General features: G+C 44.2%; 23 protein-coding genes. 10 read left to right on the top strand and 13 right to left on the bottom strand.

All coding sequences use genetic code 11. The annotated features are described in order from the left end of the window. Nucleotides 1-212 precede the first annotated feature (212 nt). Nucleotides 213-833: a 3'-5' exonuclease gene (locus PPO43_RS13175; RefSeq protein WP_272618524.1), complete on the top strand. Its 621-nt coding sequence runs from the start codon at nt 213-215 to the stop codon at nt 831-833. Here the strand turns inward: PPO43_RS13175 and rffA are convergent. The 3 genes from rffA to PPO43_RS13190 form a co-directional block, all read right to left on the bottom strand. Next, nucleotides 814-1953 (bottom strand): dTDP-4-amino-4,6-dideoxygalactose transaminase, encoded by a 1140-nt coding sequence (gene rffA, locus PPO43_RS13180; RefSeq protein ID WP_272618526.1) that lies wholly within the window; start codon nt 1951-1953, stop codon nt 814-816. The two genes, PPO43_RS13175 and rffA, sit on opposite strands and share 20 nt — an antisense overlap. 250 nt (nt 1954-2203) lie before the next feature. Next, nucleotides 2204-2827 carry an NAD(P)H-dependent oxidoreductase gene (locus PPO43_RS13185; RefSeq protein ID WP_272618529.1) on the bottom strand — a complete coding sequence of 208 codons (624 nt, stop codon included), beginning with the start codon at nt 2825-2827 and terminating at the stop codon, nt 2204-2206. A gap of 33 nt (nt 2828-2860) precedes the next feature. Beyond that, nucleotides 2861-3724, bottom strand: coding sequence for a pirin family protein (locus PPO43_RS13190; protein WP_272618530.1), 864 nt, complete (start codon nt 3722-3724; stop codon nt 2861-2863). Nucleotides 3725-5020: 1296 nt separating this feature from the next. On the opposite strand from PPO43_RS13190, the gene PPO43_RS13195 reads away from it, so the two are divergent. After that, nucleotides 5021-5647, top strand: coding sequence for a hypothetical protein (locus PPO43_RS13195; protein WP_272618532.1), 627 nt, complete (start codon nt 5021-5023; stop codon nt 5645-5647). Here PPO43_RS13195 and PPO43_RS13200 read toward each other — a convergent pair. After that, the gene (locus tag PPO43_RS13200) at nt 5600-6439 is read right to left on the bottom strand and encodes an IS5 family transposase (protein WP_442985426.1); all 840 of its coding nucleotides are present in this window, start codon (nt 6437-6439) and stop codon (nt 5600-5602) included. The two genes, PPO43_RS13195 and PPO43_RS13200, sit on opposite strands and share 48 nt — an antisense overlap. Before the next feature lie 862 nt (nt 6440-7301). On the opposite strand from PPO43_RS13200, the gene PPO43_RS13205 reads away from it, so the two are divergent. The 4 genes from PPO43_RS13205 to PPO43_RS13220 all read left to right on the top strand — a co-directional run bounded on the left by PPO43_RS13205 (nt 7302) and on the right by PPO43_RS13220 (nt 10620). Further along, nucleotides 7302-7805 (top strand): hypothetical protein, encoded by a 504-nt coding sequence (locus tag PPO43_RS13205; RefSeq protein ID WP_272618534.1) that lies wholly within the window; start codon nt 7302-7304, stop codon nt 7803-7805. Nucleotides 7806-7807: 2 nt separating this feature from the next. After that, complete coding sequence (locus tag PPO43_RS13210; RefSeq protein WP_272618537.1) at nt 7808-8284, top strand: hypothetical protein; 477 nt, start codon at nt 7808-7810, stop codon at nt 8282-8284. Nucleotides 8285-8347: 63 nt separating this feature from the next. Next, entirely contained in the window at nt 8348-9988 is a 1641-nt protein-coding gene (locus PPO43_RS13215) for a leucine-rich repeat domain-containing protein (protein WP_272618539.1), read from the top strand. A gap of 431 nt (nt 9989-10419) precedes the next feature. Beyond that, nucleotides 10420-10620, top strand: a complete 201-nt coding sequence (locus tag PPO43_RS13220; RefSeq protein WP_272618541.1) for a hypothetical protein — start codon at nt 10420-10422, stop codon at nt 10618-10620. A gap of 257 nt (nt 10621-10877) precedes the next feature. Here PPO43_RS13220 and PPO43_RS13225 read toward each other — a convergent pair whose 3' ends face one another. Both PPO43_RS13225 and PPO43_RS13230 read right to left on the bottom strand, forming a co-directional pair. Next, nucleotides 10878-12317, bottom strand: coding sequence for a NupC/NupG family nucleoside CNT transporter (locus tag PPO43_RS13225; RefSeq protein ID WP_272618543.1), 1440 nt, complete (start codon nt 12315-12317; stop codon nt 10878-10880). Between the two features lie 210 nt (nt 12318-12527). After that, nucleotides 12528-13649 (bottom strand): chorismate mutase, encoded by a 1122-nt coding sequence (locus PPO43_RS13230; RefSeq protein WP_272618545.1) that lies wholly within the window; start codon nt 13647-13649, stop codon nt 12528-12530. Between the two features lie 415 nt (nt 13650-14064). Here PPO43_RS13230 and PPO43_RS13235 point away from each other — a divergent pair, with 415 nt between their 5' ends. Beyond that, nucleotides 14065-14829, top strand: a complete 765-nt coding sequence (locus PPO43_RS13235; protein WP_272618547.1) for a cyclase family protein — start codon at nt 14065-14067, stop codon at nt 14827-14829. 35 nt (nt 14830-14864) lie between these two features. Here PPO43_RS13235 and PPO43_RS13240 read toward each other — a convergent pair whose 3' ends face one another. The 3 genes from PPO43_RS13240 to rpe form a co-directional block, all read right to left on the bottom strand. After that, nucleotides 14865-15605, bottom strand: coding sequence for a hypothetical protein (locus PPO43_RS13240; RefSeq protein ID WP_272618549.1), 741 nt, complete (start codon nt 15603-15605; stop codon nt 14865-14867). A gap of 49 nt (nt 15606-15654) precedes the next feature. After that, nucleotides 15655-16593 carry a methionyl-tRNA formyltransferase gene (gene fmt, locus PPO43_RS13245; protein WP_272618551.1) on the bottom strand — a complete coding sequence of 313 codons (939 nt, stop codon included), beginning with the start codon at nt 16591-16593 and terminating at the stop codon, nt 15655-15657. A gap of 281 nt (nt 16594-16874) precedes the next feature. Further along, the gene (rpe, locus tag PPO43_RS13250; RefSeq protein WP_272618553.1) at nt 16875-17540 is read right to left on the bottom strand and encodes a ribulose-phosphate 3-epimerase; all 666 of its coding nucleotides are present in this window, start codon (nt 17538-17540) and stop codon (nt 16875-16877) included. 118 nt (nt 17541-17658) lie between these two features. Between rpe and PPO43_RS13255 the strand changes: the two genes are divergently transcribed. Beyond that, the gene (locus PPO43_RS13255) at nt 17659-18642 is read left to right on the top strand and encodes a potassium channel beta subunit family protein (protein ID WP_272618555.1); all 984 of its coding nucleotides are present in this window, start codon (nt 17659-17661) and stop codon (nt 18640-18642) included. Nucleotides 18643-18688: 46 nt separating this feature from the next. Here PPO43_RS13255 and PPO43_RS13260 read toward each other — a convergent pair whose 3' ends face one another. Both PPO43_RS13260 and PPO43_RS13265 read right to left on the bottom strand, forming a co-directional pair. Beyond that, complete coding sequence (locus PPO43_RS13260; RefSeq protein WP_272618557.1) at nt 18689-19876, bottom strand: PepSY-associated TM helix domain-containing protein; 1188 nt, start codon at nt 19874-19876, stop codon at nt 18689-18691. Between the two features lie 34 nt (nt 19877-19910). Then, nucleotides 19911-20531 (bottom strand): hypothetical protein, encoded by a 621-nt coding sequence (locus PPO43_RS13265; RefSeq protein WP_272618559.1) that lies wholly within the window; start codon nt 20529-20531, stop codon nt 19911-19913. Between the two features lie 372 nt (nt 20532-20903). Here PPO43_RS13265 and PPO43_RS13270 point away from each other — a divergent pair, with 372 nt between their 5' ends. Together PPO43_RS13270 and PPO43_RS13275 are read left to right on the top strand one after the other, a co-directional pair. Further along, complete coding sequence (locus PPO43_RS13270) at nt 20904-21512, top strand: DUF4254 domain-containing protein (protein ID WP_272618561.1); 609 nt, start codon at nt 20904-20906, stop codon at nt 21510-21512. A gap of 2 nt (nt 21513-21514) precedes the next feature. Beyond that, nucleotides 21515-22555 carry a glycosyltransferase family 9 protein gene (locus PPO43_RS13275; RefSeq protein WP_272618563.1) on the top strand — a complete coding sequence of 347 codons (1041 nt, stop codon included), beginning with the start codon at nt 21515-21517 and terminating at the stop codon, nt 22553-22555. 46 nt (nt 22556-22601) lie between these two features. Here PPO43_RS13275 and PPO43_RS13280 read toward each other — a convergent pair whose 3' ends face one another. Together PPO43_RS13280 and PPO43_RS13285 are read right to left on the bottom strand one after the other, a co-directional pair. Further along, on the bottom strand, nt 22602-23228 hold the full coding sequence (locus PPO43_RS13280; RefSeq protein ID WP_272618565.1) for a peroxiredoxin-like family protein: 627 nt from the start codon (nt 23226-23228) through the stop codon (nt 22602-22604). 447 nt (nt 23229-23675) lie between these two features. Further along, entirely contained in the window at nt 23676-24329 is a 654-nt protein-coding gene (locus PPO43_RS13285; RefSeq protein WP_272618567.1) for a peroxiredoxin family protein, read from the bottom strand. Nucleotides 24330-24354: the final 25 nt, after the last annotated feature.

Raw genomic sequence — 24354 nt, forward strand, 5'->3', positions numbered from 1 at the left:
TGTTCCGGGCTCGCTGCTCGCTCGGCCCTTCAGGCTTCACTTCGTTTCGCCTTCGGTCTGGCCTGCGGCCACCCGCTCCGCATCGCTCAGCCGCTCCTCTTTTTTCTTTTGCTCGGGCGGCAGCTCTTCGGCCCTTTAGACCACAAAAGTTGTTTTTTTTTGGCCCTACTCCCGCTTTTTTAATAGCTTTAGCGCTCATAAAAAAAACAAAGATGAACTATCTAGTATTTGATTTGGAGATGACGGGCACCGAGCCCGGCTGGCATGAGATTGTACAAATTGGGGCCGCCATTTATGATGAAAATTGGGAGAAAAAAAGTAGTTTTTTAACCAATGTCTATCCCGAAAATGAAGAGAGCTTCTCGCTGCCCGCCTTAGAAGTACATGGCCTAACCCTAGAAATTCTAGACGAGGCCCCTATGCTACACGAGGCCATAGAAGCTTTTGAAAACTGGGCTGTCACTACCGTTTTGGGACACAAAAAATGGCAGGAACATCAAAAGCCAGGGGCACTCAAGCGCCTAGTGGTCTGCGGGCAAAGTGTGCATTACGATATCAACTTTTTGCGTTTTGCCTATATGGACCTCAAGCAGCCTTATCCTTTCTCCTTTAAAACCATTGATTTATATCAGCAGGCCTATTTCTTGTTCCGTTTGCTCCGAGAAAACGGACAGCCTACTTCTAAGGGCCTTAGCCTAGGCGCCCTATCCGAGTATTTTGGTTTGGAACGAGAAGGCGATATGCACAATGCCCTAGAAGATGCGGAATTGACTGCAGCCTGTTTGAAGGAAGTCTTTAACTATTTGCCCAAATTTAAGTACGATCCAACTTAAAGAACTGGAAAATCTGATCGATAATAAATTGCTGTTCTTGAGCTTGGAGCTCAAAAAAGAGGGGGAGCCGTAGCAGGCGGTCGGCATAGCGCTGAGCCTGTGGCAGTTTGCGGCCATCGTGTTTTGGTCCATAAAATGGACTAGCATGTAGGGGGAGATAATGAAAAACAGCATGAATGCCAACGGCTCTGAGCGCTTGTATCAGGGCCGTTCTTTCGTCTAGACTCCTGCAAATAAGGTAAAAGAGATGGGCGTTATTGCTGCTGTGTTCTGGAATATTAGGCAGTTCGATCAGGCCTTTTTGGGCCAGGGGATAAAGGGCTTCAAAGTAGCGGTTCCAGCGTTCTTTGCGGGCATTTTGGATCTGGTCGAGCTCTTCCAATTGGGCAAAGAGAAAGGCCGCTACGGTTTCGGAGGGCAAAAAAGAAGAGCCTAGGTCTACCCAGCCATATTTATCGACCTCTCCCCGAAAAAAGGCGGCCCGGTTGGTGCCTTTTTCCCAGATGATTTCAGCTCTTTGGGCCAGTTTAGGCTCATTGATGACGAGCAGTCCACCTTCTCCAGCAATAATATTTTTGGTCTCATGAAAAGAGAAGCAGGCCAATTGGCCAAAGCTGCCGAGGGGCTGCCCTTGATAATAGCCATCAATGGCTTGGGCGGCATCTTCAACTAGGGCAATTTGATACTTTTGGCAGAGGTCCATAATCTCTTGCATAGGGCAGGCCATGCCGGCATAATGGACCAGCACTAGGGCTTTGGTCTTTTCATTGATGAGGGGCAAAATAGCTTGGGGATCGAGATTGGGGTGTTGGGCCTGAGAATCGACAAAGCGAATATTGGCCCCACGGAGCACAAAGGCGTTGGCGGTAGACACAAAAGTATAGGAGGGCATAATGACCTCATCGCCAGGCTGGATGTTGAGGAGTAGGGCGGCCATTTCGAGGGCATCGGTGCAGGAGGTGGTCAGCAGGCATTTGTGGAAGCCATAGCGCTTTTCAAAAAAGCTTTGGCAGGCCTTAGTAAATTGGCCATTGCCTGATAATTGGCCCGATTGGACCGCTTGATAGAGATAGTGGGCTTCTTTGCCCGTGAGATAGGGCTTATTAAAGGGTATTTGCATCAGTGTGAGAGATTAAGAGCAGGGAGGGAATTGGCCCAGCGCTGGCCGGCCCTAGTGGGCAATATCCGCAGAAGGCCTTTTTCGGTAGGTTAAAACCTACAGCCAGATGGTATTGCTGCGCAATGATGTATGAATGAGGGTTAAAACCCTCATAAAATTAACCGCGGGCCCCAAATAATAAAGCTCAAGATAAAAAAAGGGCTGACCAAAATGGCCAGCCCTCAGACTATTCACAAAAATCAAACTATCCTTAGATATTTTCGAAGAGGACTTCTTTGGCTTTGCGCACCTTAGCGGCATGTTGCATACCATCTTCTTCGTGGCGGTAGCCTAGGGTGGCAATAACGGCAGTAGTCCAGCCATCTAGGCCCAAAATCTCATCAAATTGAGCGGCGTCGAAGCCTTCCATAGGGCAGGCATCTACTTTGAGGTCGGCAGCAGCGGCTAGGAGTGTACCAAGAGCGATATAGGCTTGTTTGCCCATCCAGCTTTTGGCGCCTTCTTCGGTTTGGTTCAAAAGGGCACCTTTCATGAACTCGCTATAGTCGTTGAGGACAGCGGGATCAAGGCCGCGAGTATCGGCAGTGAGTTGGATTAACTCATCGATATGCTCGGCGGTAAAGCTAGTGGGAATGGTAAAAACGAAGAGCTGAGAAGCGTCTACGATTTGGCTTTGGCCCCAAGCAGCAGCTTGGAGTTTTTTGCGTACTTCAGGGTTTTGCACATCAAGAACCTTGTACAATTGTAGACCATAAGAAGATGCAGACAATTGGATGGCTGTTTTGAGTTGCTCTAAAACCTCAGCAGTGATTTTTTTGCTGGCATCAAATTTTTTGGTGGCGTAGCGCCATTTCAGATTTTCGACTAAAGACATATTGTTATTTTTTATTCGGAAAGGTAATTTTGATTATTTCATTGGAACTTCCATCAGGAGAATTTTGGCCTCCTTTGTCGCTTTGAGCTCAAGTTTGGAGGTATCCCAAACGCCAAGACCATCTCGGCGATCTAAAACTTGTGTGCCCGCCTCAATTTGTCCTTCGAGAACAAAAATATAGAGGCCATTGCCGGCTCGTTTCAAGTTGTATGCTTGTTGGTGGCCGGCCTCCCAATGGCCTAGGTGAAACCAGGCTTCTTGATGGATCCAGACGCCCTCATCATTTGGAGAGGGAGAGAGGACTTGTAGGAGGTTATTCTTCATTTTTGCCCGATCCAGCTTGATTTGGTCATAGCGGGGGGCAACATTTTTCTTATTGGGCAGCACCCAAATTTGTAGAAAGCGGACCTCTTGGTCTAGCTTTTTATTTTTTTCAGAATGGAAAACGCCTGTGCCAGCAGACATCACTTGGAGGTCGCCTTCTTGGATCAGGGCAACATTTCCCATACTATCTTGATGTTCAAGGTCACCAGACAAAGGAATCGAGATGATTTCCATATTGTCATGAGGGTGGCGGCCAAAGCCTCGGGCGGCGGCTACTTTATCGTCATTTAGCACTCTGAGTGCGCCAAATCCCATGCGTTCGGGGTTATAGTAATTGGCAAAACTAAAACTGTGGTAGGTATCGAGCCAGCCGTGGTTGGCATGTCCGCGGCTATTCGCTTTATGCAAAACGGTTTTCATTTTTCCTATTTTTTGCTGTTCGCCAGCATCTGCTGGAAGGTGATTAAACCCTAGCTGTTCTGGCCCCTTTGGCTCAGATTGGCCCATTTTGGGGGCAGCAAAGAGCCCCAAACTGCCCAATCCTAATGCTTTTAAAAATTGTTTTCGTTTCATCTGCTGCTAATTTAATGTATATACATCAATTGTAATAACAATCTTGTAAAAAAGTTGAGGAGAGGCTCATTTTTTTTAAAATTTATTTGAGAGAGGGTTGTTGTTTTGGGGCCCGCGGCCAGCTCGGCTTCGCCTCGGTTGGCCGCCGCTATGCTGCGGGGCTCACAGGTCTGTTCGGCCCTTCGCCGCTTTTGCGGCTCGGTCTGGCCTTCGGCCACCCCTCCGCAGCGCTGGGCCGCTCAACGGTCTTTTTTCTTTGGGCGTTCTTCTTCGGCCGTTTTGGGCCCATGGGCTTCAGCCCATGCTTGTAGACTATGCAAACTGGCGGGCTAAAGCCCTTGTTTGCTATAAATCAGTATTTGAGAATTAGTTATGGGCCGATGGTTGAAACCATCGGCCCATTTTATTGTGCTTAGTATGGCCTCTTTTGTTGCTGTGGGTTTCAACCCACAGGTATTATAAAAATGCCTAAAGGCCGCAGCCACTTTTGTTGGGCCTTGGTCTTTTTTGCCGCAGTGGCTTAAACGCCTCTGCTTTGTTTTTGGAAAAGACGAGCAAAACTCCTAGCTAGTCGTTCTGAAACCTATAATATATGTTGTCAAAGTCATTGAATGCACTAATTAACTGCTCGTTCTAGGTTCTTTTACTGCATAGCTATCGTCCTGAACTCTATGGTATAGGTTGTGAAACTCTATGTTTGTGCTTTTTTACTGCAAGCTAGTCCTTAGCAAATTGCAAACTAAGGTGATCAAAGCCTAGACTTGCAGTTGGTGGACTGGACTAGAGGAGTTATAGAACCTCAGTTTTTCTATAATGAACCTCAAGCATAGTTAAAGTAATCGCTCCTAAGCAGTATCATAAGGTCTATTATAGATAAAAGAACCGCAGCTAAGGACTAGCTTTAGCCCTAATTTGGGTTGCTCTACCCCAAGCAAGCAGTTTTGGACCTATATGATGCAGTCCCAGACGTCTATAAAGCAGTAGGAGAGCCCTAATTTTGGTTACTAGACCTATAGCTTGAGGTAAACAAGCGGTCTCTTTTGCTTTTTAAGCTATAAAATACGGTAGAGAAGGTCTATTTTGGGGTTGTTGGACCTAGGGAGATACCTTAGAGGGCCCCTATTTGGGGTTTGTGGGGGACTGTTCAGGATTTTGTGTATCCGAATAAAATTTGGGCTGTTTAGCTTAGTACTCAAAAGCAGGATTCAGCCAATAATCGCCTAGGGGCTTGTCCCTAGGAGCATTCACCTATATACGGCTTCGCCCGTTTGGGGATCTTGAAAAAACAATAGTTTTATGAGAATTTTGTTAATTTTGGCTTGTAAGTTTTTAATTGTAAATTCTTTTTTTGCTCAAAATGAATTAAAGGGCGTTTATTCATATTTCGATAGCATTACTTTTGCGAGAAGTAAGATAGTGATTGATTCTTTAGGGACGTTTAAGTTTTTTGTAAAAAATGACTTTGAATTGGATTATCATATTTTCGGAAAAGGAGCTGTTGATTATAAATCAGATAAGAGTTTTGTATTGAATTTTGAAAAAATTAGTGATCGGTCTGAATATAGTTTGGCCGAATGTGCTGATGTGATCGGTCAAAAAACACAGATTCGATTTAATGATCTTTCAGAGTACTCTAAAGAGAGTAGTGTTACAGTTATGTATGACGTTGAAATAGATGGGAAACGATTATTTATTACAAAAGAAATTAGTAGATCAGGAGTTGTTTTATTGTCAGAGCAGGCTAAAATTTTATCCTTAGAAATAAGGAAGAAAAATTATCATACAATTAAAATAGATGTAAGTAAGTTAAATGGAAAATGTTTGGATCTGAGAATGTTTTTTATCCCCTATCGGCCTTGTTGTATAAATCGTAACTTACTGATTAGTAACAACTTCCAACTTGACAGCATTAAGCTCATTTAAAATTTGAATACGCATCAGGACTTCTTGCTTCTGCATTTTAAAGCTGAGCGAAGAGAGCCGTTCAGAGAAAAAGTGCTTGAGTCGCATCATTGCAGTTTCGCTTAAATTTCGACGATGATAGCCTAAATCTTGTTTCCAAGCAGTAGCTCCCAACTCCCAGATATATAAAATATCATCATTGCGATAACTGTCAACCAGCTCTCCATCTTTTCCTTTTTTTAGGCGAGCATTTTTACGTGGGGGAATAAACGGTACCGCTCCAGCCTTACAAATTGCTTCCCGACATTTTATTTGGTCATAGGCGCCATCTGCATAAACTTGGCGGATATTCAAGGATTTCATTTTTTTCATCATTTTGGGGAGTTGAGAAGCATCGGTTTTTCGCTCTGTGGTAATCTCTACAGATAATATTTCTCCTGTTTTATCATCCACTGCTAAATGTACTTTAATCCAGCTAGAGCGCTGCTTTTCCAAGTATTTTTTTCTTAACCATTCTCCCTGTCCTTTTGTTTTTAGTCCTGTACTATCTATTGCTACCGATCTTTCTTTAGTCCTCTTTTTAGACTTAATATTCAGTTTTAGTTTCTTGACTCTACGATATATTTGAGTAAAAGATATGGGCTTAGCATCCAAATTATATTTGGAAATAACGCATTTTAGAATACCTTCTAATTGTCGATATCCAAAAGAAAAAAGCACTTTTAAACGGAATAAATAGCGAATAAATTCATCAGAAATTGTTTTAGGTCTGCCGCGTTTTGAAGGCTTAGCTATGAGGTTTTTGCTTGCCAAAGGCGGGAACCAAACATTAAAAAGAAACTTACCTTGGGCCGTATAAAATCTGTTGGTTAGTGCGTAATTCTGTATGTTTTTTTTAGATTTGTCATGGGACAGCTCGAGGTTTTATTGTTCGTCGAAAAAACTTAAATCTACGGGGCTTGTCCCTTTTTTTATGCCTAATTCGCAAGGTTTTTTGTAATTAGCTGGTTTTTAATTTATTAGATTTATGCAACAAGGCCTCCCCTATCCTGAAATGGTAAAAGCTAGACGATACTACTCTGAAGTATCTTTAGAGGGGGAAATATTGTCCCTAGACACACTCTTGTTAAATAATAAGTTGAAATATATTAGGTCACGCTAAGTAATTATCCGTCTAAATTGATAGCATCAACTGTCTTGTCCCTTTGGACTTTCTTCTTTGGCGGCTTAGATCAGTTTGGAGGCCATGGTTGTAGACTATGCAAACTGGCGGGCTAAAGCCCTTGTTTGCTATAAATGATATGGGCCGATGGTTTCAACCATCGGCCCATTTTTATTGTGTTTAGCATAGCCGCTTTTGTTGCTGTGGGTTTCAACCCACTGGGATATACATCCATCCTACAGGCGGCGAAGCCGCCGCAAAGAAGCGAAGCGACTTGGCCTAGGGGCCTGCAAGGGTGGCCGCAGGCCAGACCGAGCCGCTAAAAGCGGCGAAGGGCCGAACAGACCTGTGAGCCCCGCAAGGGCCCGGCCGCCGTAGGCGGCAGGCCCCAAATAAATATATATAGGCTCTTTCTGAGAAGGAGTCTTGTTGCACTATTGCAGGCACCAAAGGGGGAGAATTTATCATCTAGGGGAAAGTGAAAGAGGGGGGATAAAACTCAAATTCAGCAAAATGAGAGGGCAATTTAAGTACTACCAGAGATTCATGAACGGGTGGAGTATTGTACCACTACTTACTTTTTTCGCTTTGCCTTTTTGGGCAAAAGGGCAGGGGGGAGATAGTTTGTTGATGCAAGCTAAATTATTAACGGTTTCTGCATATCGTCAGCTTCCAAAAGATAGTCTTTTAGCGTTGTTGCAGCAGCAGCCTGCAGAGATTTATAAGGCGAAGAAATTAAAGGGCTTTTATTTGATTAAAATCAGTTCGAAGCAAGCTGCGGATAGTTATAATTCTTGTGTTTTTTATTTGGTGTATGAAGAGCGGCGGCGGCAATTTTATCGAATAGCAGGTTTTGATCAGCAAGAATATTCAGCCTTTAGAAGGCGAGTTCGAGGGCGGCGTTTATTTTGGGGCGAAAAAGCGATTCGTAGAGATTTTTCGGGGCATTTTCCAAGAAGGCAGAGCCGGAGGGTAAATTGTGCAGAGGAGATGGAAAAAGAAATAAAAGTATATTAGTTATGTGGAGATTTGTGATTTACCTTTTCTTTATATGGCCAGCGGCTTTATTGGCACAGGATAGCTTGTCCAACATGTATTTTAAGGCCAAATTACTTTGCTTGGGCTCTACTGCTTATACCTCTTATGCAGATGGCATTGCGGCATTAGATGCTGCTGATATGCAGTGCTTGAGGGGGCCTAAATTTCCCTCTGTTTTGTTGTTTCGCATTCAATTGCAAGATGCTGCAGCGCCTTATTATGTAGCCTATGACAAAAAAGGAGATCTCTTTTTGAAAGTAGCAGGATTTAAGAAAAATCAGGGAATCGCTTTCTTTAAAGTTTTGGAAAGAGATCAGCCTATTATATTAGAAATAAAGGCATTGGAAACTTATTTTGGCCTAACTCAAAAAGATTTTAGCGCCAAAGACTGGAGGTATTTGAGGCGAATAGGGTTTAGTGAAAAAGAACGTACTTTTGTTGAGCTTGATTTGGAGTAGTTGATAACCATATAGCTAAAGGGGCATAAAGGAGAGCATTTAGCAAAATCAATTAGACACAAAATGAGCTCAAAATATAAAAGCCTTTATTTATGGGGCGGATTATTACTTCTGTTGAGTTGCCAACGGCCACAGTATAAACGCTATCAAAATGCTATAGCCTATATCAATCAGCAAGATAGTTTTATAAAATCTAATACTGTTTTTTCCTCAGAGCCCCTCTATAATCTTTGTCCAAAGAGTTATTTGCCACCATTGCCAATGCCTTGTTTTGATAAGGATAGTCTAGCGGTTTATATTGATGATGTCGCCTTCCAAAAGGTTACGGAGCGGAGTTTAGTAGATTCCTTTACCGCTACTACTTTTTTAGAAGAAGGGCTGCTCCCCAAAAAATTACAGCTCCCCTTAACTAATAGTCCTAACCGATTAGTTTTTCGCCACTACCATAAAAAGTACAAAATGTTGATGGCTACTTTGTACTTTAATATATCGGAAGCAGAGCGGCCATATTATGAGATTCATAGTCCCAATACAGCTACTGCTTATCACTATTTATTTTTTTTCAAGAAAAGTGGTGAAATTAGAGCTGTTTTAGAAAACTTTGAACTGAATGCTTTTCTAGATCTAAAGCGGATGAGTCCCCAGAAGGATGATTTAGCTCCTCAATATGAATTCATTTTTTGTAAGCAAAATTCTCAATCAAAATACGGTGTCCTCATTAAGGAAACAGGAGTAAAAGTCGCCTGTATTTATGACTATATCGGCTACAGCCATTTTCCAGGATACTTAGAAGCGATAAATCAAGATGGTCGATTTTTGCTTAATAAAAAAGGGGAACAGCTAGTCTATGCCCGAGCTGTTCATGAATTGACGGCAGGAACTCAAGCTCTTTACCTCCCAAGAAGACCATCAACTAATGAAATTAAGCAACTAACTAAGTGTAAGCAAATCAAAATGTTATCTATTACTGGCTTAGCTACTTATCCTAAGGAGCTTAAAAAACTTAGGAACTTGGAATATTTAAGCTTAAAAAATGGTCAGCTTACAGCAATAGAAGGAGTAAGTGAGCTTAAACAGCTAAAATATCTAGATTTAGAGCAAAATAAATTAAGGCAGTTGCCTAAAGAGATAGAGGCTTGCACAAAGCTAATTGAGCTAGATTTAAGGGCTAATGAGTTGGCTCTAAATAAGCAACTAATCAGTTTGCCTCAAAACTTAGAAATACTGAATTTATCTAGTAATCAATTAACAAAAATCAGAATAAACAGTAATATTCTAAATAAATTACGTGTTTTAGATCTTAGTCAAAACTCAATAAAGAACCTGAGTGAGATTTTACCTGACCTAATCGAAATAGAAGAGATTTCTTTATTCGATAATCAATTAAAAAATGAAGATGTCATTTTTTTAGATCACCCTAAGTTGGCAAAAATTAACCTCGCCTTCAATAAATTAGATCGCTTACCAATAGGGCTGTATCAAGTAAAAACACTAAATGAACTGAATTTATCAGGAAATCAGCTTAAAATATGGCCTAGAGAATTACGGCAACTACAGCAATTAAAAGAAGTAAATCTATCTCAAAACCAATTGGAAGAGCTGCCCATAAATTTACTGGAGTATAAATTTTTAGATAGCTTAAAACTAAATGGAAACCCCTTAAACAAACAGGCAAAACAACTTTATAGGCTATTTAGCCAATAAAACAAAATGGATTAGTTTATTAGTTATTTTTCTGGGGCCTCCCGCCTTCGGCGGGCGCTACGTTTCGTGGCTCGCTATTCGCTCGGCCCTGCGCGGGCTACGCCCGCTTGGTCTGGCCTTTGGCCACCCCTGCACATCGCTAGGCCAGTCGCTTTGCTCCTTCTAGACGCAAGAATTTAGTCCTGCTAGTTATGGGCCGATGGTTGAAACCATCGGCCCATTTTATTGCGCTTAGTATGGCCTCTTTTGTTGCTGTGGGTTTCAACCCACAGGTTCAAAAAATAATAGCCCAACCACAACGGCAAAGAAAAATCCCCTCGAATGAGGGGATGACGATTTTTTCGATAGCCTAGGGCCTTGGCCCTAGGGTTCTTATGAAATTTATGGGGGAGAAAAAAACAAAATCAAACTATCGCAGAAAAAAATAATCCTTGTTCAAAGCGGTAGAGGATTTTAATCCTCTCCGCACTATAGATGTAGAATGGGGTTGTTGTATGGCTGCTGGTTTTAACCTGCAGCCACAGCTAGCAGGCCCGAAGGGCCGCAGGCAAAGGCCAAATGAAAGCCCTGCCACTTCTATCCTTTGCTTTAATTTCTTGCTATTCTGCGTTATTTTTCTCCCCCATAGCTAGGGCTATGCCTTTAAAAAATGCCTTGACTAGCCTGAATTTTTTATCCAAGGATGGCCGAAGCACAGGACTCCCATTTGGCCTAGCTGCCTGTAGTGGTGCCGCGAAGCGGCAGACCTAGGCAGCTTGCTGCCGCAGGGCCGAGCAGGCTTGCGAGCCACGGTCTGGCCCGGCCGCCGTAGGCGGCAGGCCCCCAAAAAAAACAGCCCCAAAACAAAAAATTGCTTTGGAGCTGCATCCTAAAATTCAACAAATTGGGCTTAGCTGCCAATGAGCATACCCGCAATAGTAGCCGTTAGAAAACAAGCAATTGTTCCCCCAATTAAGGCCTTAACGCCAAAGGTAGAAAGCTCTTTGCGGCGAGCCGGAGCAATAGCGCCAATTCCCCCAATCTGAATACCAATAGAGGCAAAGTTGGCAAAACCACAAAGGGCGTAAGTGACAATGATTTTAGATTTCTCACTGATAATATGCTCTACTTTGGGAATATCGGCATAGGCGACAAACTCATTCAGAATCGTCTTTTTACCCAACAACTGCCCAATAACAACCATATCCTCTGAAGGGGTGCCCAAAAGCCAAGCAATAGGAGAGAGCAAAATTCCCAACATATACTCCAAATTGAAGCCCGTAAAACGGCCCGCTGTGCTTTTTTCAATATACATATTAAGCGTGATGCCTTGTACATCAAAGGCTTTTCCAGCTACTTCTGGATTGTTTTCCTGCATCAACAACCAATTGGCTGCCTCGGCATTCCAACGCAAAACGGTATTGGCTGGTAGGTCATTTCCGCCAAAAAACTGAAAGCTTCCGTTATCGGCAGACCAAGCAACCAATTCTCCAATAGTGCCACTAACCATACTGTTGAGTAAGGCCATTAGGGCCGTGAAAACGAGCAACATGGCCCCTACATTAACCGCCAAACGCAGACCGTCTGTGGTGCCCTTAGAAATGGCATCGAGTAGGTTGTCGCCCACCTGCTCTCTAGGGATGCTAATCGTTCTATTGATGTCTTCCGAGGTTTCTGGATAAAGCATTTTGGCCGCCAAAATAGCCGCTGGTGCCGACATGATCGAGGCCGTGAGCAAATGCGTGGCAAATTCCTGACGAGCCACTGGATCATCGCCGCCCAAAAAGCCAATGTAAGCGGCAAGTACGCCCCCCGCAATGGTCGACATCCCGCCAACCATCAAACACATGAGCTCCGATTTCGACATTTTGTCCAAATAAGGCTTGATAATCAAAGGCGCCTCGGTTTGTCCAATGAAAACATTGGCCGCAGCCGCCAAACTCTCAGCTCCTGTCAAACGCATGACTTTGCTCATCCCCCAAGCCAAAACATAGATAATGGCCTGCAAAATGCCCAGATAATAGAGAATAGCCGAAAGGGCCGAGAAGAAAATAATAGTGGGCAATACCTTTACTGCAAAGATATAGCCCACCGATTGTGTATTGAGCAAGCCACCAAATACTAAGGCTGCTCCCTCATCCGTAAACTCAATGACCATCACAAAAAAACCAGAGAGAAAGTCGAAAATAGCCCGAACTTCATCCACATACATAATGAGGACACCCAGTATAATCTGAAAAAAGAGGGCAACGCCCACTAGCTTCCAATCAATCGCTTTGCGGTTATTGGATGCCAAAAATAGAATGAGTAATAAGACCGCAATCCCCAAAAGGCCTCTTAAAATATCCATGTTGCTTTGACTCTAAAAGAGGGAAACCCCTCTGTGAATGTAAATAAAATGTAAAAGCCTCTAATTTATTGAAAAATAATAAATTAGAGGCGGTTTAATTAGTCCCCTAATTAACTAGTTAACATTGGCTTAATCCTTTGTTAAAAGTTGTTCGGAAAATAGGAAACTATCATAAAAGCAACAAAAAAACAGCTGTAAAACAATAAGCCTTTAAGCTTTTTGCAGCCGATCCAAAATGCGACTGCTCCCAAAAACAGCCTCTTGCTGGCGTATGGACTCCTGATGAATGGCCTGAATCAATAAACTGATGAATTCTTGGGCCAATTGCAACTCCTGCGCCTGCCCACAACGATCTTTGTAAATTTCGGCCCAACGCTCCAATTGCAAAATGCTAATTTGCTTCTCATATTTGTATTCCCCAATCTGCCGAACAAGCTGCATCCGCCTAGCCAAAACTTTCAATAACTGATGGTCCAAATAATCAATCTCTTTGCGCAGTTCATTCAAATGACAAAGAAAATCGGGATCAGAAGATGCTGCACGCAAAGGCTCTAAATTCCCTAAAAGTTGCTCCAAATCTGCCGCATTAATTTGCTGAGCTGCATCGCTCCAAGCCTGTTCGGGCTGGCAATGACTCTCAATCATTAAACCGTCAAAGTTCAAATAGAGGGCCTGCTGCGCCAATTCGCCCAGCAACTCTCGCTTGCCCGCAATATGACTGGGGTCCCCAATCAATTCCAAATTGGGCCACTGCCGCTTCAACTCAATCGGCAACTCCCAAATGGGCGCATTGCGGTAACGCTGCTCCCCATAAACCGAAAATCCCCGATGAATAGCCGCTATTTTTCGAATCCCCTGCTGGTAAAAACGCTCAATGGCTCCCATCCAAAGCTTTAAATCTGGATTGATCGGATTTTTGACCATCACCGGCACATCTTTGCCCGCCAAGGCCTCCGCCAAGGCTTGCACCGCAAAAGGATTAACGCTGGTCCGCGCCCCAATCCACAAAATATCTACCCCAGCCGCCAAAGCCAATTCTACATGCTCGGGCTGCGCTACTTCCACACAAATCGGCAATCCCGTCAATTCCTTGGCCTTTTGCAACCAAACTAAACCCTCTTTTCCCACGCCTTCAAAGGAGTTGGGCCGCGTTCTAGGCTTCCAAATGCCCGCCCGCAAAATATGCACCTGCCCAGTTTGCGCCAGCTCCAAACAACTACGCAACAATTGCTCTTCAGTCTCGGCACTACAAGGACCCGATATCAAAATCGGCTGCTCTTCCGCAATCGCTTCCAATCCAAATCCCCAATCTCTTATCTGTATGAAATCCATAATTTTCTATTTAAAATCCTCGGCCCAAAAGGACCAGCTTTCTCTTTAACACTCAAGCCTCTCCTAAGTTTCAATTTTTATTGAAACTAATGAACCGCAGCATATTTTTTCCCGCTCAACAAGATTTTTTCAATTTTTTTGAGGATTTTTAGGGGCTGCCCCTCCCGTTAGGTTAAAACCCAGCGCAAAGCGATATCGCTTTGCGAAGCTAGACAAAATGAGGGTTAAAACCCTCCTAAATTATCGGTCGGGTCGGGCTGTGTCGCGGCTCGCAGGTCGCTCGGCCCTTCAGCGCTTCGCGCCTTGGTCTGGCCTGCGGCCACTGCTGCCCATCCCTCAGCCGCGTCGCTTCGCTCCTTTGCGGCGGCTTCGCCGCCTGTAGGAAGCCCACAAAACTAGAAAAAAGAAACGGATAATGATTGCTAAAATAGAACATCCCGAAAAAGGATCGCTAAAGATCGATTTTCAACTTTTTTATGATTTGGCCCGCCCGCTTTCGGCCTCGGCCCAAAATCCCCGCGCCTGGCATTGTGGCTGGCCCGAAATGGAACCCGTTAGGGCCGGTAGTTTTGTCGGCTCGGTCAAAATGGGCAGCTCAGTCAATTTTTTTAATGTCTCTTTTAATCCCCACGGCCATGGCACCCATACCGAATGCCTGGGCCACATTTCGGCAGAACAGCACAGCCTCCGAACTTGTTTAAGCAATTTTAATGGCTGGGCCCGCCTGCATTCTTTTTTGCCCAATCCCAAAAATGGCCAATGGCAAATTACGGCCGATCAATTGGCGCCTAAACTGGAAAACTGGCCCAGCAATACGGCCCTCATTATCCGCACCCTCCCCAATGAGGAAGAAAAAATTAGCCGAAATTATTCGGGCAGCGATCCCGTCTTTATTGAAGAGGAGGCCATGCTGCTCATCCGCCAAGCGAATATCCCGCATCTTCTCATTGATACCCCTTCGGTAGATCCAGAAGAGGATGGAGGCGCCCTTTTGGCCCATAAAGCTTTCTGGAATTATCCAGAGGCGCCCCGCTTTGGGGCCAGCATCACAGAATTGATCTATGTGCCCAATGCTGCCCTTGATGGCGATTATTGGCTACAATTGGGGGTGCCCGCCTTCGAGCTAGATGCCGCCCCCTCTCGGCCACTTATTTACCCTGTGTTGAGCGAGGACCAATAAAAAATGGCTGCCGAAAACTCGGCAGCCATTTTTGTTTACTCTCGGACGATTTCTGCATCTCGCAGCAAATAGGCCATTTTTAAGAAGTCAAATTCATTTAATTCCAAACGCCCCCGAATCTTTACTTTGCCCTGACTGTAAGGAATGGGCGATTTGGGATAAACCTCCATCACAGATTCTGGTCCAGCACCCTTACAAAAGAAACAACTGGCCGTGGGAAAGGCCGAAAGCATAAACATTGTTCCATCATCTCCGGGGCCCATGGTTTGGGCCACAATATCATGTGGAATAATAAAGCCTTCAATTTCTATGGTCTGTTTGTCATAAGCCCGAATGGCTTTAGTGAACAGCGGCTGCATAATGACTTCTTCCAAACTTTGGTCGAGCCCCAAATCAAACTTTAATTCCAGAAAAATATCCCAAAGTCCACCCACCGACTGTTGGGCAGCTCCGCCTTCAATTTCAAACATGCTTTCGGGCTCTTCAAAAGCGGAAAAATCATCTTCCTCATAGCCATCGGCATACATCACAATACTGCCATCGTCTTGGCGCTCTGCTTCTAAATCAGTTTTGCGCAAGCTGGGCCGACGAGGATCTACATAATCGGCATCTCGCTTTTTTTCTGCTCCTCGATTTTCATTAAGGTTTTCCTCAATGTTAGTTTCTGTTAAGGGCGAGTTTGTTGGGGCTATGCCCAAAAAATCAGGTCGAATAAAGAAGATACTGAGGCCTACAGTAAGCAGGCCGATAGCGGTCCAAAGTATTGTTTTTGACATCTTGCTTTTTTTTATGCGTTCAAATCAAGGATTGGGCGCAAAGCGAATTTTAGTCGAGTGGATCGACCGCGCTGGCATTCCATTCCTGTCCATTGAGGAAGGTTTGCACATCCATACGTTTGCGTTTTTCGGCTTGCAGCTCTAAAATATCGAGCCAAGCGCCTTGGGCGGCAATGCGCAAAAACTTTTTGCCATCGGTCCAGATGCTGCCAGGGCTAGCGCTTTGTTCTGCAAAGATGATTTGACTGCGGTAAATTTTAAGTTTTTTGCCTCCTACTTTGGTCCAAGCAACAGGGTAGGGGCTAAGCCCACGAATAAAGTCAAAGACTTTTTGGGCGGGTTGCTGAAAGTTAATCAAGCAATCTTGATGAAAGATTTTTGGTGCATGACAAACTTCGGTTTCCACTTGAGGCTGCGTTTGATAATTGCCAGTTTTGAGGAGGCGGACCGAGCGCAGCACCAAATCGCCCCCAGCAATCATTAGGCGGTCGTGTAGCTCGCCTACGGTTTCTGCTGGACCAATAGGGGTCTTATATTGCAACAAAAGTTCTCCCGTATCAATTTCATGTTGGAGCAAAAAGGTAGTCAGGCCCGTTTCTTTTTCTCCATTAATGACGGCCCAGTTGAGGGGGGCTGCGCCTCTGTATTTGGGCAAAAGAGAACCGTGTAGGTTCATACTTCCCAATTTAGGCATATCCCAAACCATTTTGGGCAGCATTTTAAAGGCGACCACGACTTGCAGGTCTGCTTTATAACTGCGGAGTTCTTCTAGGAAATCGGGATTTCTAAATTTTTCGGGTTGTAGAACGGGAATATTTTGGCTCTGGGCGTATTTTTTTACAGCCGATTGCAAAAGGGTTTTATTGCCTCTGCCGCCCCATTTATCGGTACTTGTCACAACGGCAACCACCTCCAAGTCGGGGGCTTCTACCAAGGCTTGTAGGCTAGGAACTGCAAAATCGGGGGTTCCCATGAATATAATGCGCATAAACTAAACGATCAAATTGAAGAATAAGAGAATTGAGTGCGCCTTCTATCCTTTTAATAAAGGGTGGCGGACAAGTTAATTTCATGAGGGTTTCACCCCTCATTTATATATAATCGCAAAGCGATACCACAGTTGCTGTGGGTTTTAACCTACAGTATCGGCCTAGCGATGTGCAGGGGTGGCCGAAGGCCAGACCGAAGCGCGTAGCGCTGAAGGGCCGAGCGAACAGCGAGCCCCGAAACGTAGCGCCGGCCGCAGGCAGGAGGCCCCAAAAAATCAATTTAAAGGGCTAAACCGCCAATATTTTTAAGTTGCTGAATGGCTTTTTTAGGATCGGGCGCTTTGAAAACAGCGCTGCCGGCTACAAGGACATCGGCCCCAGCTTGCAAGAGGACCTGGGCATTTTGCATACCTACGCCTCCATCTACTTCGATTAGGGTGGGGAGGTTGCGGATAATAATTTCCTCCTTGAGTTTTTTGATTTTCTCGATGCTGTGGTAGATAAACTTTTGGCCGCCAAAACCGGGATTAACCGACATAATAATGACCAAATCGATCTCTTCTAGCACGGGAAAAAGAGCCTCTACGGGCGTATGTGGATTGATGGCCACTCCAGCTTTGGCGCCAGTGGCTTTAATCTGTTGAAGGTTGCGATGAAGGTGAGGGCAAGCCTCGTAATGTACTGAAATCCAATCGGCTCCAGCCTTTTGGAAGGCTTCTACATAGCGTTCGGGCTCCAACATCATGAGGTGTACATCTAGGGTTTTATCGCTTAGGCGGTTGATGGCCTCGACCAAGGGCATGCCGAAAGTGAGATTAGGGACAAAGCGGCCATCCATGATATCGAGATGGATCCAATCGGCTGCAGAGTCATTGAGTAGGGCAATTTCTTCGGGTAGGCGAGCAAAGTCGCAAGCCAAAACAGAGGGTGCGATAAGGTGTTTCATGCGTAAAATTCCTAATTTAGGTCTAAGAATGGGGCAAAGGTACGGCTTTTTAAAACAAGATTGGGCCCGCCTTGTTTTTTGATTTTATTTTAATGTAATCAACAGAATAACTAAACAAATGGAATATCGCAGATTAGGAAAATCGGGTTTGCAAGTTAGTGCGCTTTCTTTGGGCTCTTGGCTTACCTTTGGGAATCAAATTGGGGATGATGTGGCCGAAGAATTGATGAAAATGGCTTATGAGCAGGGCGTCAACTTCTTTGATAATGCCGAAATTTACGCCAATGGGCAATCGGAGATAGTGATGGGCAATATTTTGAAGAAAATGGGCTGGCGGCGCTCTTCCTATTTGGTATCTAGTAAAGCCTTTTTTGGCGATGGGAATAAATTGCCCAATGAAAGAGGCCTGAGCCGTAAGCATTTGGTAGAAGCTTGTGAGGCCGCCTTGAAGCGCTTGCAAGTTGATTATTTGGACCTCTTTTACTGTCATCGTCCAGATAAAGAAACACCCATTGAAGAGACCGTTTTGGCCATGAATACGCTCATCCAACAGGGCAAAATTTTGTATTGGGGAACCTCAGAATGGTCGGCCCAAGAAATCATGGAAGCGCATATGGTGGCCAAAGATTATCGCCTGATTGGGCCTACAATGGAGCAGCCGCAATATAATATGTTTCATAGAGAAAAAGTGGAGGTAGAATATGCCCAAATTTATAAAACAGTGGGGCTGGGCACCACCATTTGGTCGCCTTTGGCCTCTGGGGTTTTGACCGATAAATACCTCAAGGAGTTTCCAGATAACACCCGCTTGAGCTTGCAGGGCATGGAGTGGCTCAAAGAGCGCTCATTAACGCCTGAGCGCTTGGATAAGGTGCGCCAACTCCAAAAACTGGCGGATGAAATGGGGACCTCTGTGGCCAAATTGGCTATTGCTTGGTGCGCCAATAACCCCAATGTAAGTACGGTTATTTTAGGGGCTTCTAAGCCGCATCATTTGGCCGAAACCTTGACCGCTTTGGAGCTTTTGCCTCAATTTACAGAGGATTTAAAAACTCAAATTGAGGATATTTTGGGGAATCAACCCGAATTTCCTATGTTCTAAAACGAAAAAGAGGAAGCTAGCAATTTGCTAGCTTCCTCTTTCCAATTTACTTCACTTTCTTCCACCAGAAAATAAAGCCCGTAATGGGTAAAGAACAGCCGATTAGGGCCATAATAAAATAGAGAATAATGCTTTTGATGCCCAGAATTTCTCCAGTATGCAAAGGCTTGGCAATTTCGATAAACTGTTTGTGCAAAGCCTGATCGGCAAACAGCGCCTGATTTTTCAGTTCTCCTTTTTTATTGAAGGCCAGTTCATCGGGCAAAATGGCGCCTAATAAATTGCTCGTATTGAGCTTGGTCACCTTAAATTCGCTTTCCTTATCGTTGGGCCCCACAATAGAGATGGCCCCAGCATAAGGCAGTTGTTTATTCGTCAAGTGATAAATCGAATCAAAGGAAACCGCCGAAAGCTCCGCCATTTGCTTTTTATCTTGCTCTTTGGCCAACATTTGCTTCAAAACGGCATCAAAATCTTCCGACAATTCCTCCTTGGCGGCTTCACTGGCCACAGCATGTCCGCCCAAACTCACAATAAAGACGTTTTTCATCCAAGGGTAAGTAATATAGGCCCCCGTCAAAGCGATAAAAAGCAAGAGCAAGGAACTATAAAAGCCAAGCACCTTGTGCAAATCATAATTGATGCGGTAAAACTTCGCCTTGAATTTGATGTAAAAGCCACGCTTTAAATTGCGCATGTTTTTCGGAAACCAAAGGACCAAACCAGAAAGCAAAAGCAGACAAAATATCAAACTGCTAATGCCCACAATTTGCTTTCCGATGCCTGGAATCCATAAACTTTTGTGCAAACTCAAAATCAACTCAAAAAAATCATCCAATTGGATGGACCGATACCCCAAAAGTTGTTGCCGATAAGGATCAAAATACTGGGTTTTGCTTTGTTCTTCGCCTTGCTCCCGAAAACTAATGCTATAACTCCTATTGGGCTGTTCGGGAATCACTATGGCCGTGATTTCTCGCCCCTCCCGCTCAAATAAAGCTTCTATAGCCGCAATATTTACCTGGGGCTGGGCTGGCGCTTCTACAAAAACTTTCTCCGCATTGTAATAGTCATTGATCTGCGTCTTAAAGGCATAGATACTGCCCGATAAACAGATAATAAAAACAACCAAAGAGGAGAGGAGCCCCAACCAAAGGTGCAAAATTCCAGAGATGTATTTAAACCAAGATTCCTTTTTTTTCTTTTTGGGAAATAAGGCTTTTTTGAGTTTCATGCAAATGAGTTCTATCGTGAATATTTATTAAGGCTTACTCCTTGATTTTGCTCCGATCAAAAGGCTTGACCAACTCCAAAAATTGCGCATATTGCTCTTCTGAAAGTACGCTTTTCATGGCTTTTTTGCGCTCTTCATCAAATTTTATCCAATACTCTTGCGCCAATTCTCTATTGCCATGATAAATATCATGCGCATCGTGAAAAGATTTCTCAAACGCATTGTTGGCAGCCTCCAATACATTAGCTTGCTCTTCGGTCAAAGCCAAATCTGCCTTGATTTTGGCCAAGGTCTCATCATTATATCTAGGGCGCTTGCGGGCATGCTTTTCCATAAACGCTTTGTAGGTACTAAGTTGCCCCTCATCTAAAAATGCCGCCATCTCTTCGGCCTGCTGCTTGTTGCGCTCCTCCATTTTCTTAAAAGCCTCCACGCGGTCAAATTTTCCACCCTCAGCCTTGGCCGCCGCACGCATTTCCTCCCCAATTTTCTGATACTTGGCCGTAACCGCATCAAATTGACTGCTCTGCTCTTCCGTGAGCTGCAAATTGCCCTTCAATTCGTCATAATTTATCCCTCTGCGGCCCTCCTTTTTTTCGCCACAAGAAATTGCTAAAACAGAAATCGCCAAGAGGATAAATAACAGTTTTTTCATTTGATTATTTTTTTGATGTGTGCTTAGAATGCCTAAAGCTAAAAGTAGTTTAATCCGCATTCTTGTATAAACATGAAATGGCCGCCAAGCTAAGTTTTTATACATTATTTATTATTAGTCTAAATAAAATTTAAAGCATTTTTAACAATTTGGGGCTGCCCCTCGCTTCGCTCAGGTCGGGCTATGCGGCAGCTCGCTGATCGCTCGGCCCTTCAGCGCTACGCGCTTCGGTCTGGCCTTCGGCCACTGCCTACTATCCCTCAGCCTGCGGGGGCTTCGCCCCCTGTACAACCTAAAAAATTAGATTAGGCCTTCCTTTTAGCAGGAGTTCATTATCTTTGCGCTCATTCTAGGAAATAAATACTACTATATATGTCATCATTCAGTCAGTCAGCCAACAAAATCTTTGATGAGGTGGTCGCTTTTTACCATGTTTTGGACCAGGTCGATCAAGAAGGAAAAAATCCCTATTCTGCCGATACTATCGAGTATTTACTCTACCAAAAAAACTGGATCGATAGCGTTCAGTGGCATGTAGAGGACCTTATTCGCGAGCCCGAAATTGAGCCCAGTTTGGCCCTGAGCTATAAACGCCGTATCGATGCCCTCAATCAAGAGCGCACCGATACCGTAGAACGCATTGATGATTATTTCTTGGCCAAATTTGCAGCGGTTCCCGCCAAAAGCAATCGCCTCAATACCGAAAGCCCCGCTTGGGCCATCGATCGCCTATCTATTTTGGCCCTAAAAATCTATCACATGGCTATCGAAGCCGAACGCTTAGATACGCCTATGGATCAGCAAGCTCGCTGTAAGCAAAAATTAGCTATCCTGCTCGAACAAAGAGAAGATCTCTCTACCGCTATCGATCAGCTGCTAGAAGAATTGGCCCAAGGCGAAAAACAAATGAAGGTGTACCGCCAAATGAAAATGTATAACGATCCACAGCTCAACCCTGTGCTCTACCAGAAAAAGGCCTAATTTTGAAAGAAATTTTGCTCCTGCGCTTCTCGGCTATGGGGGATGTGGCCATGTTGCAACCCGTTTTGCGACAAGCCTTGGCTCAATATCCCGATTTGCGCTTTCGGCTATTGTCTAGACCCGCCTTTGCCCCCTTTTTTGCTCCTATTGATCGCCTAGAGTTTGTAGGTATTGATCTAGAGAAAGATTATCAGGGCTTGGGTGGGCTTTGGCGTTTGTCTAAAGAATTGCAAAAAGGACCAAAACCGCTAGCTATTGCCGATATGCACAATGTGTTGCGCACGCAAGTTCTTGGCCCACTGCTTTCTTGGTCCTGGGGCATTCCCTTGGCCAAAATGCAAAAGGAAAGAGGGGCCAAAAAAAAATTAGCGGCCCCAAAAGCCCATAAAAATATTCATTATTTGCGCTCGCATCATCTGCGCTATGCCGATGTCTTGGCCAAATTGGGCTTCCCCATCGATTTATCGGCCAAGCTAGCCCCCCCCGTCTTTAAGGGAACAACAGCTTTGGCCCCTTTTTTAGCCCCCCAAGGCCCCAAATTGGGCGTGGCGCCCAAGGCTCGCTATGCTGGCAAAACTTATCCGTTGGAACTCATGCAGCAAAGTCTAGAAACTTTGCTGGCCGCCTGCCCAAATTTGCAAATCTATTTGTTTGGTGGACCATCTGAAGCTCAGGAGTTTAAACTATGGCCTGTCACAAAGTCTAAACAATTGCATATTGTCGCTGGCCAACTTTCCCTCTCTGATGAATTGGCCCTAATGAGTCAATTATCCGCCTTTTTGGCTATGGATTCTTCCAATATGCACATGGCCGCCTTTTTTGAAAAACCCATTGTTTCGCTTTGGGGAGCGAGCCATCCCGCTTTTGGTTTCTACCCTTGGCGCCAACCCTTGGCGCATGCCCTTTTGCCAGACTATGAGCAGTTTCCCATGCTGCCCAGCTCCAGAAATGGCAGCAAAATGTTTAAGGGCTATGAAGAGGCCATGGCCAGTATTTCCCCCCAACAAATTGTCGATAAATTATTACCGCTTTTGAAGGCATAAAAAAAATCCTAATCGTTTTGCGATTAGGATTTTTTTGTGGACAAACTTATTTTTTAGCCGCTAGCAAGTTTTCTAAGGGCAAGTGATCATCCAAGGTTTTGCCATAATAGGCTTCTAAGATATTGCCGTCATGATCCAAGACAAAGTCAGCAGGAATCAATGCATCAGGCTTTTCTCCCTTGGCCATATAGCTTCTGAAATCTTTTTTATAGCTCTTTTTACCCTCTTCAATATGGGCCAAAAGTTTTTTGTCTTGCATAGCTGCTTTCATCTTTTCGGGATTGCGCTCTACCTTATACGAGCGGTACAATTCTCCAGAAGGATCTGCTACTACTTTAAAGGGCAGTTCATGGTCTTCTACATATCGAATGAGCTGCTCTTGAGGGGATTCATAAACCACGACAACTTCATAATTTGCCGCTTTGAGTTCTTCGTAACGCTCCATCAATTCATGCGAGCGAAGATTGCAAACAGGGCACCAAGCATGGCGCATAAAGACCAAAAGAACCCGATCTTGCTCCTTGAGGAGTTTGCGCAATTTTAGTTTTTCGCCTCGAACATCTCTGGTGTTAAATAGAGGTGCTTCATCGCCATTGTGCAAACGTTCTGAAAGAGGTGCTGCTGGATTAGCAAAAAGAAAAAGGCTAGTTAAGATTAAGATTAGATTGTTCATTCTTACTTGTTAATTTTAAGAACTGTATGGTGTATAAATAATTTTATTAAACTCTTTGATTATAATGCACTTAACTTGTTAATTGTTTGTTAGTGCTCTGCTAAAGTAGTTTAATTTGTTCTGTCCTATAGATACCATAGTCACAGTAAGGTCACATTTTTATTAAATTTTTTTTTTGGGGCTGCCCCAGCCTGCGGCTGGGTCGGGCTGTGCCGCAGCTCGCAGGTCTGCTCGGCCCTGCGCTTTTTCGCTTTGCTTCAAAAGCCCTGGGTCTGGCCTGCGGCCACTGCTATCCATCCCTCAGCCGCGTCGCTTCGCTCCTTTTAGAGTGCAAAGCGTCCCTTTTGGGCCAAAAAAGAACCAGCCCTTAGGGAGAGCTGGTTCAACCTTGTTCTTCTAAACATTTTGTAGGCTTAGCACCTATCAACTATTTAGAGGGGAAGCAGACTAATGGGAATTAGTGTCTTGAAGAGTTGTTTGGACCAATTCTTCTAATGGAAGATGGTCATCTAGATATTGGCCATAGTAGGCCTTGATAATTTTTCCTTTATGGTCCAAGACAAAATCGGCAGGAATGAGGGCATCTACGCTTTCGCCCTCTGCCATATAAGACTTGAACTCTTTTTTGTACATGTTTTTACCTTTCTCAATATGCTCCAAAGTTTCCTTACGCTTCAAAGAAGCCTTTAGTTTTTCTGCATTGCGTTCTACTTTATATTCTTTATAAAGAAGCCCCTGAGGGTCGGCAATTACTTTGAAGGGCAGTTGATGGTCTTCTACATAGCGGAGGAGTGCTTCCTGCTTAGATTCATAAACAACCACAACTTCGTAACCTGCTGCTTGCAAATTTTTGTAATTATCAATCAATTCGTGAGAGCGAAGATTGCAAACTGGGCACCAAGCGTGACGCATAAAAACGAGTAAAGTCTTTTCATTAGACTTAAGAATTTTCTTAAGTTTAAATTGCTTGCCATATACATCCTCAATTTTAAAGAGGGGAGCTTTTTCGCCTTCTTTTAGGCGGGGGATATCTTGATTAGGGGCGGTATCTTGGGGGATTTGGGCGAAAAACGCCAAAAATAAAAGCATTAAAGAGATCATGCTAATGGATAGAATTTTCTTGTGC

This window comes from Saprospira sp. CCB-QB6 (assembly GCF_028464065.1).
In the GTDB taxonomy this organism is placed as follows: Bacteria; Bacteroidota; Bacteroidia; order Chitinophagales; family Saprospiraceae; genus Saprospira.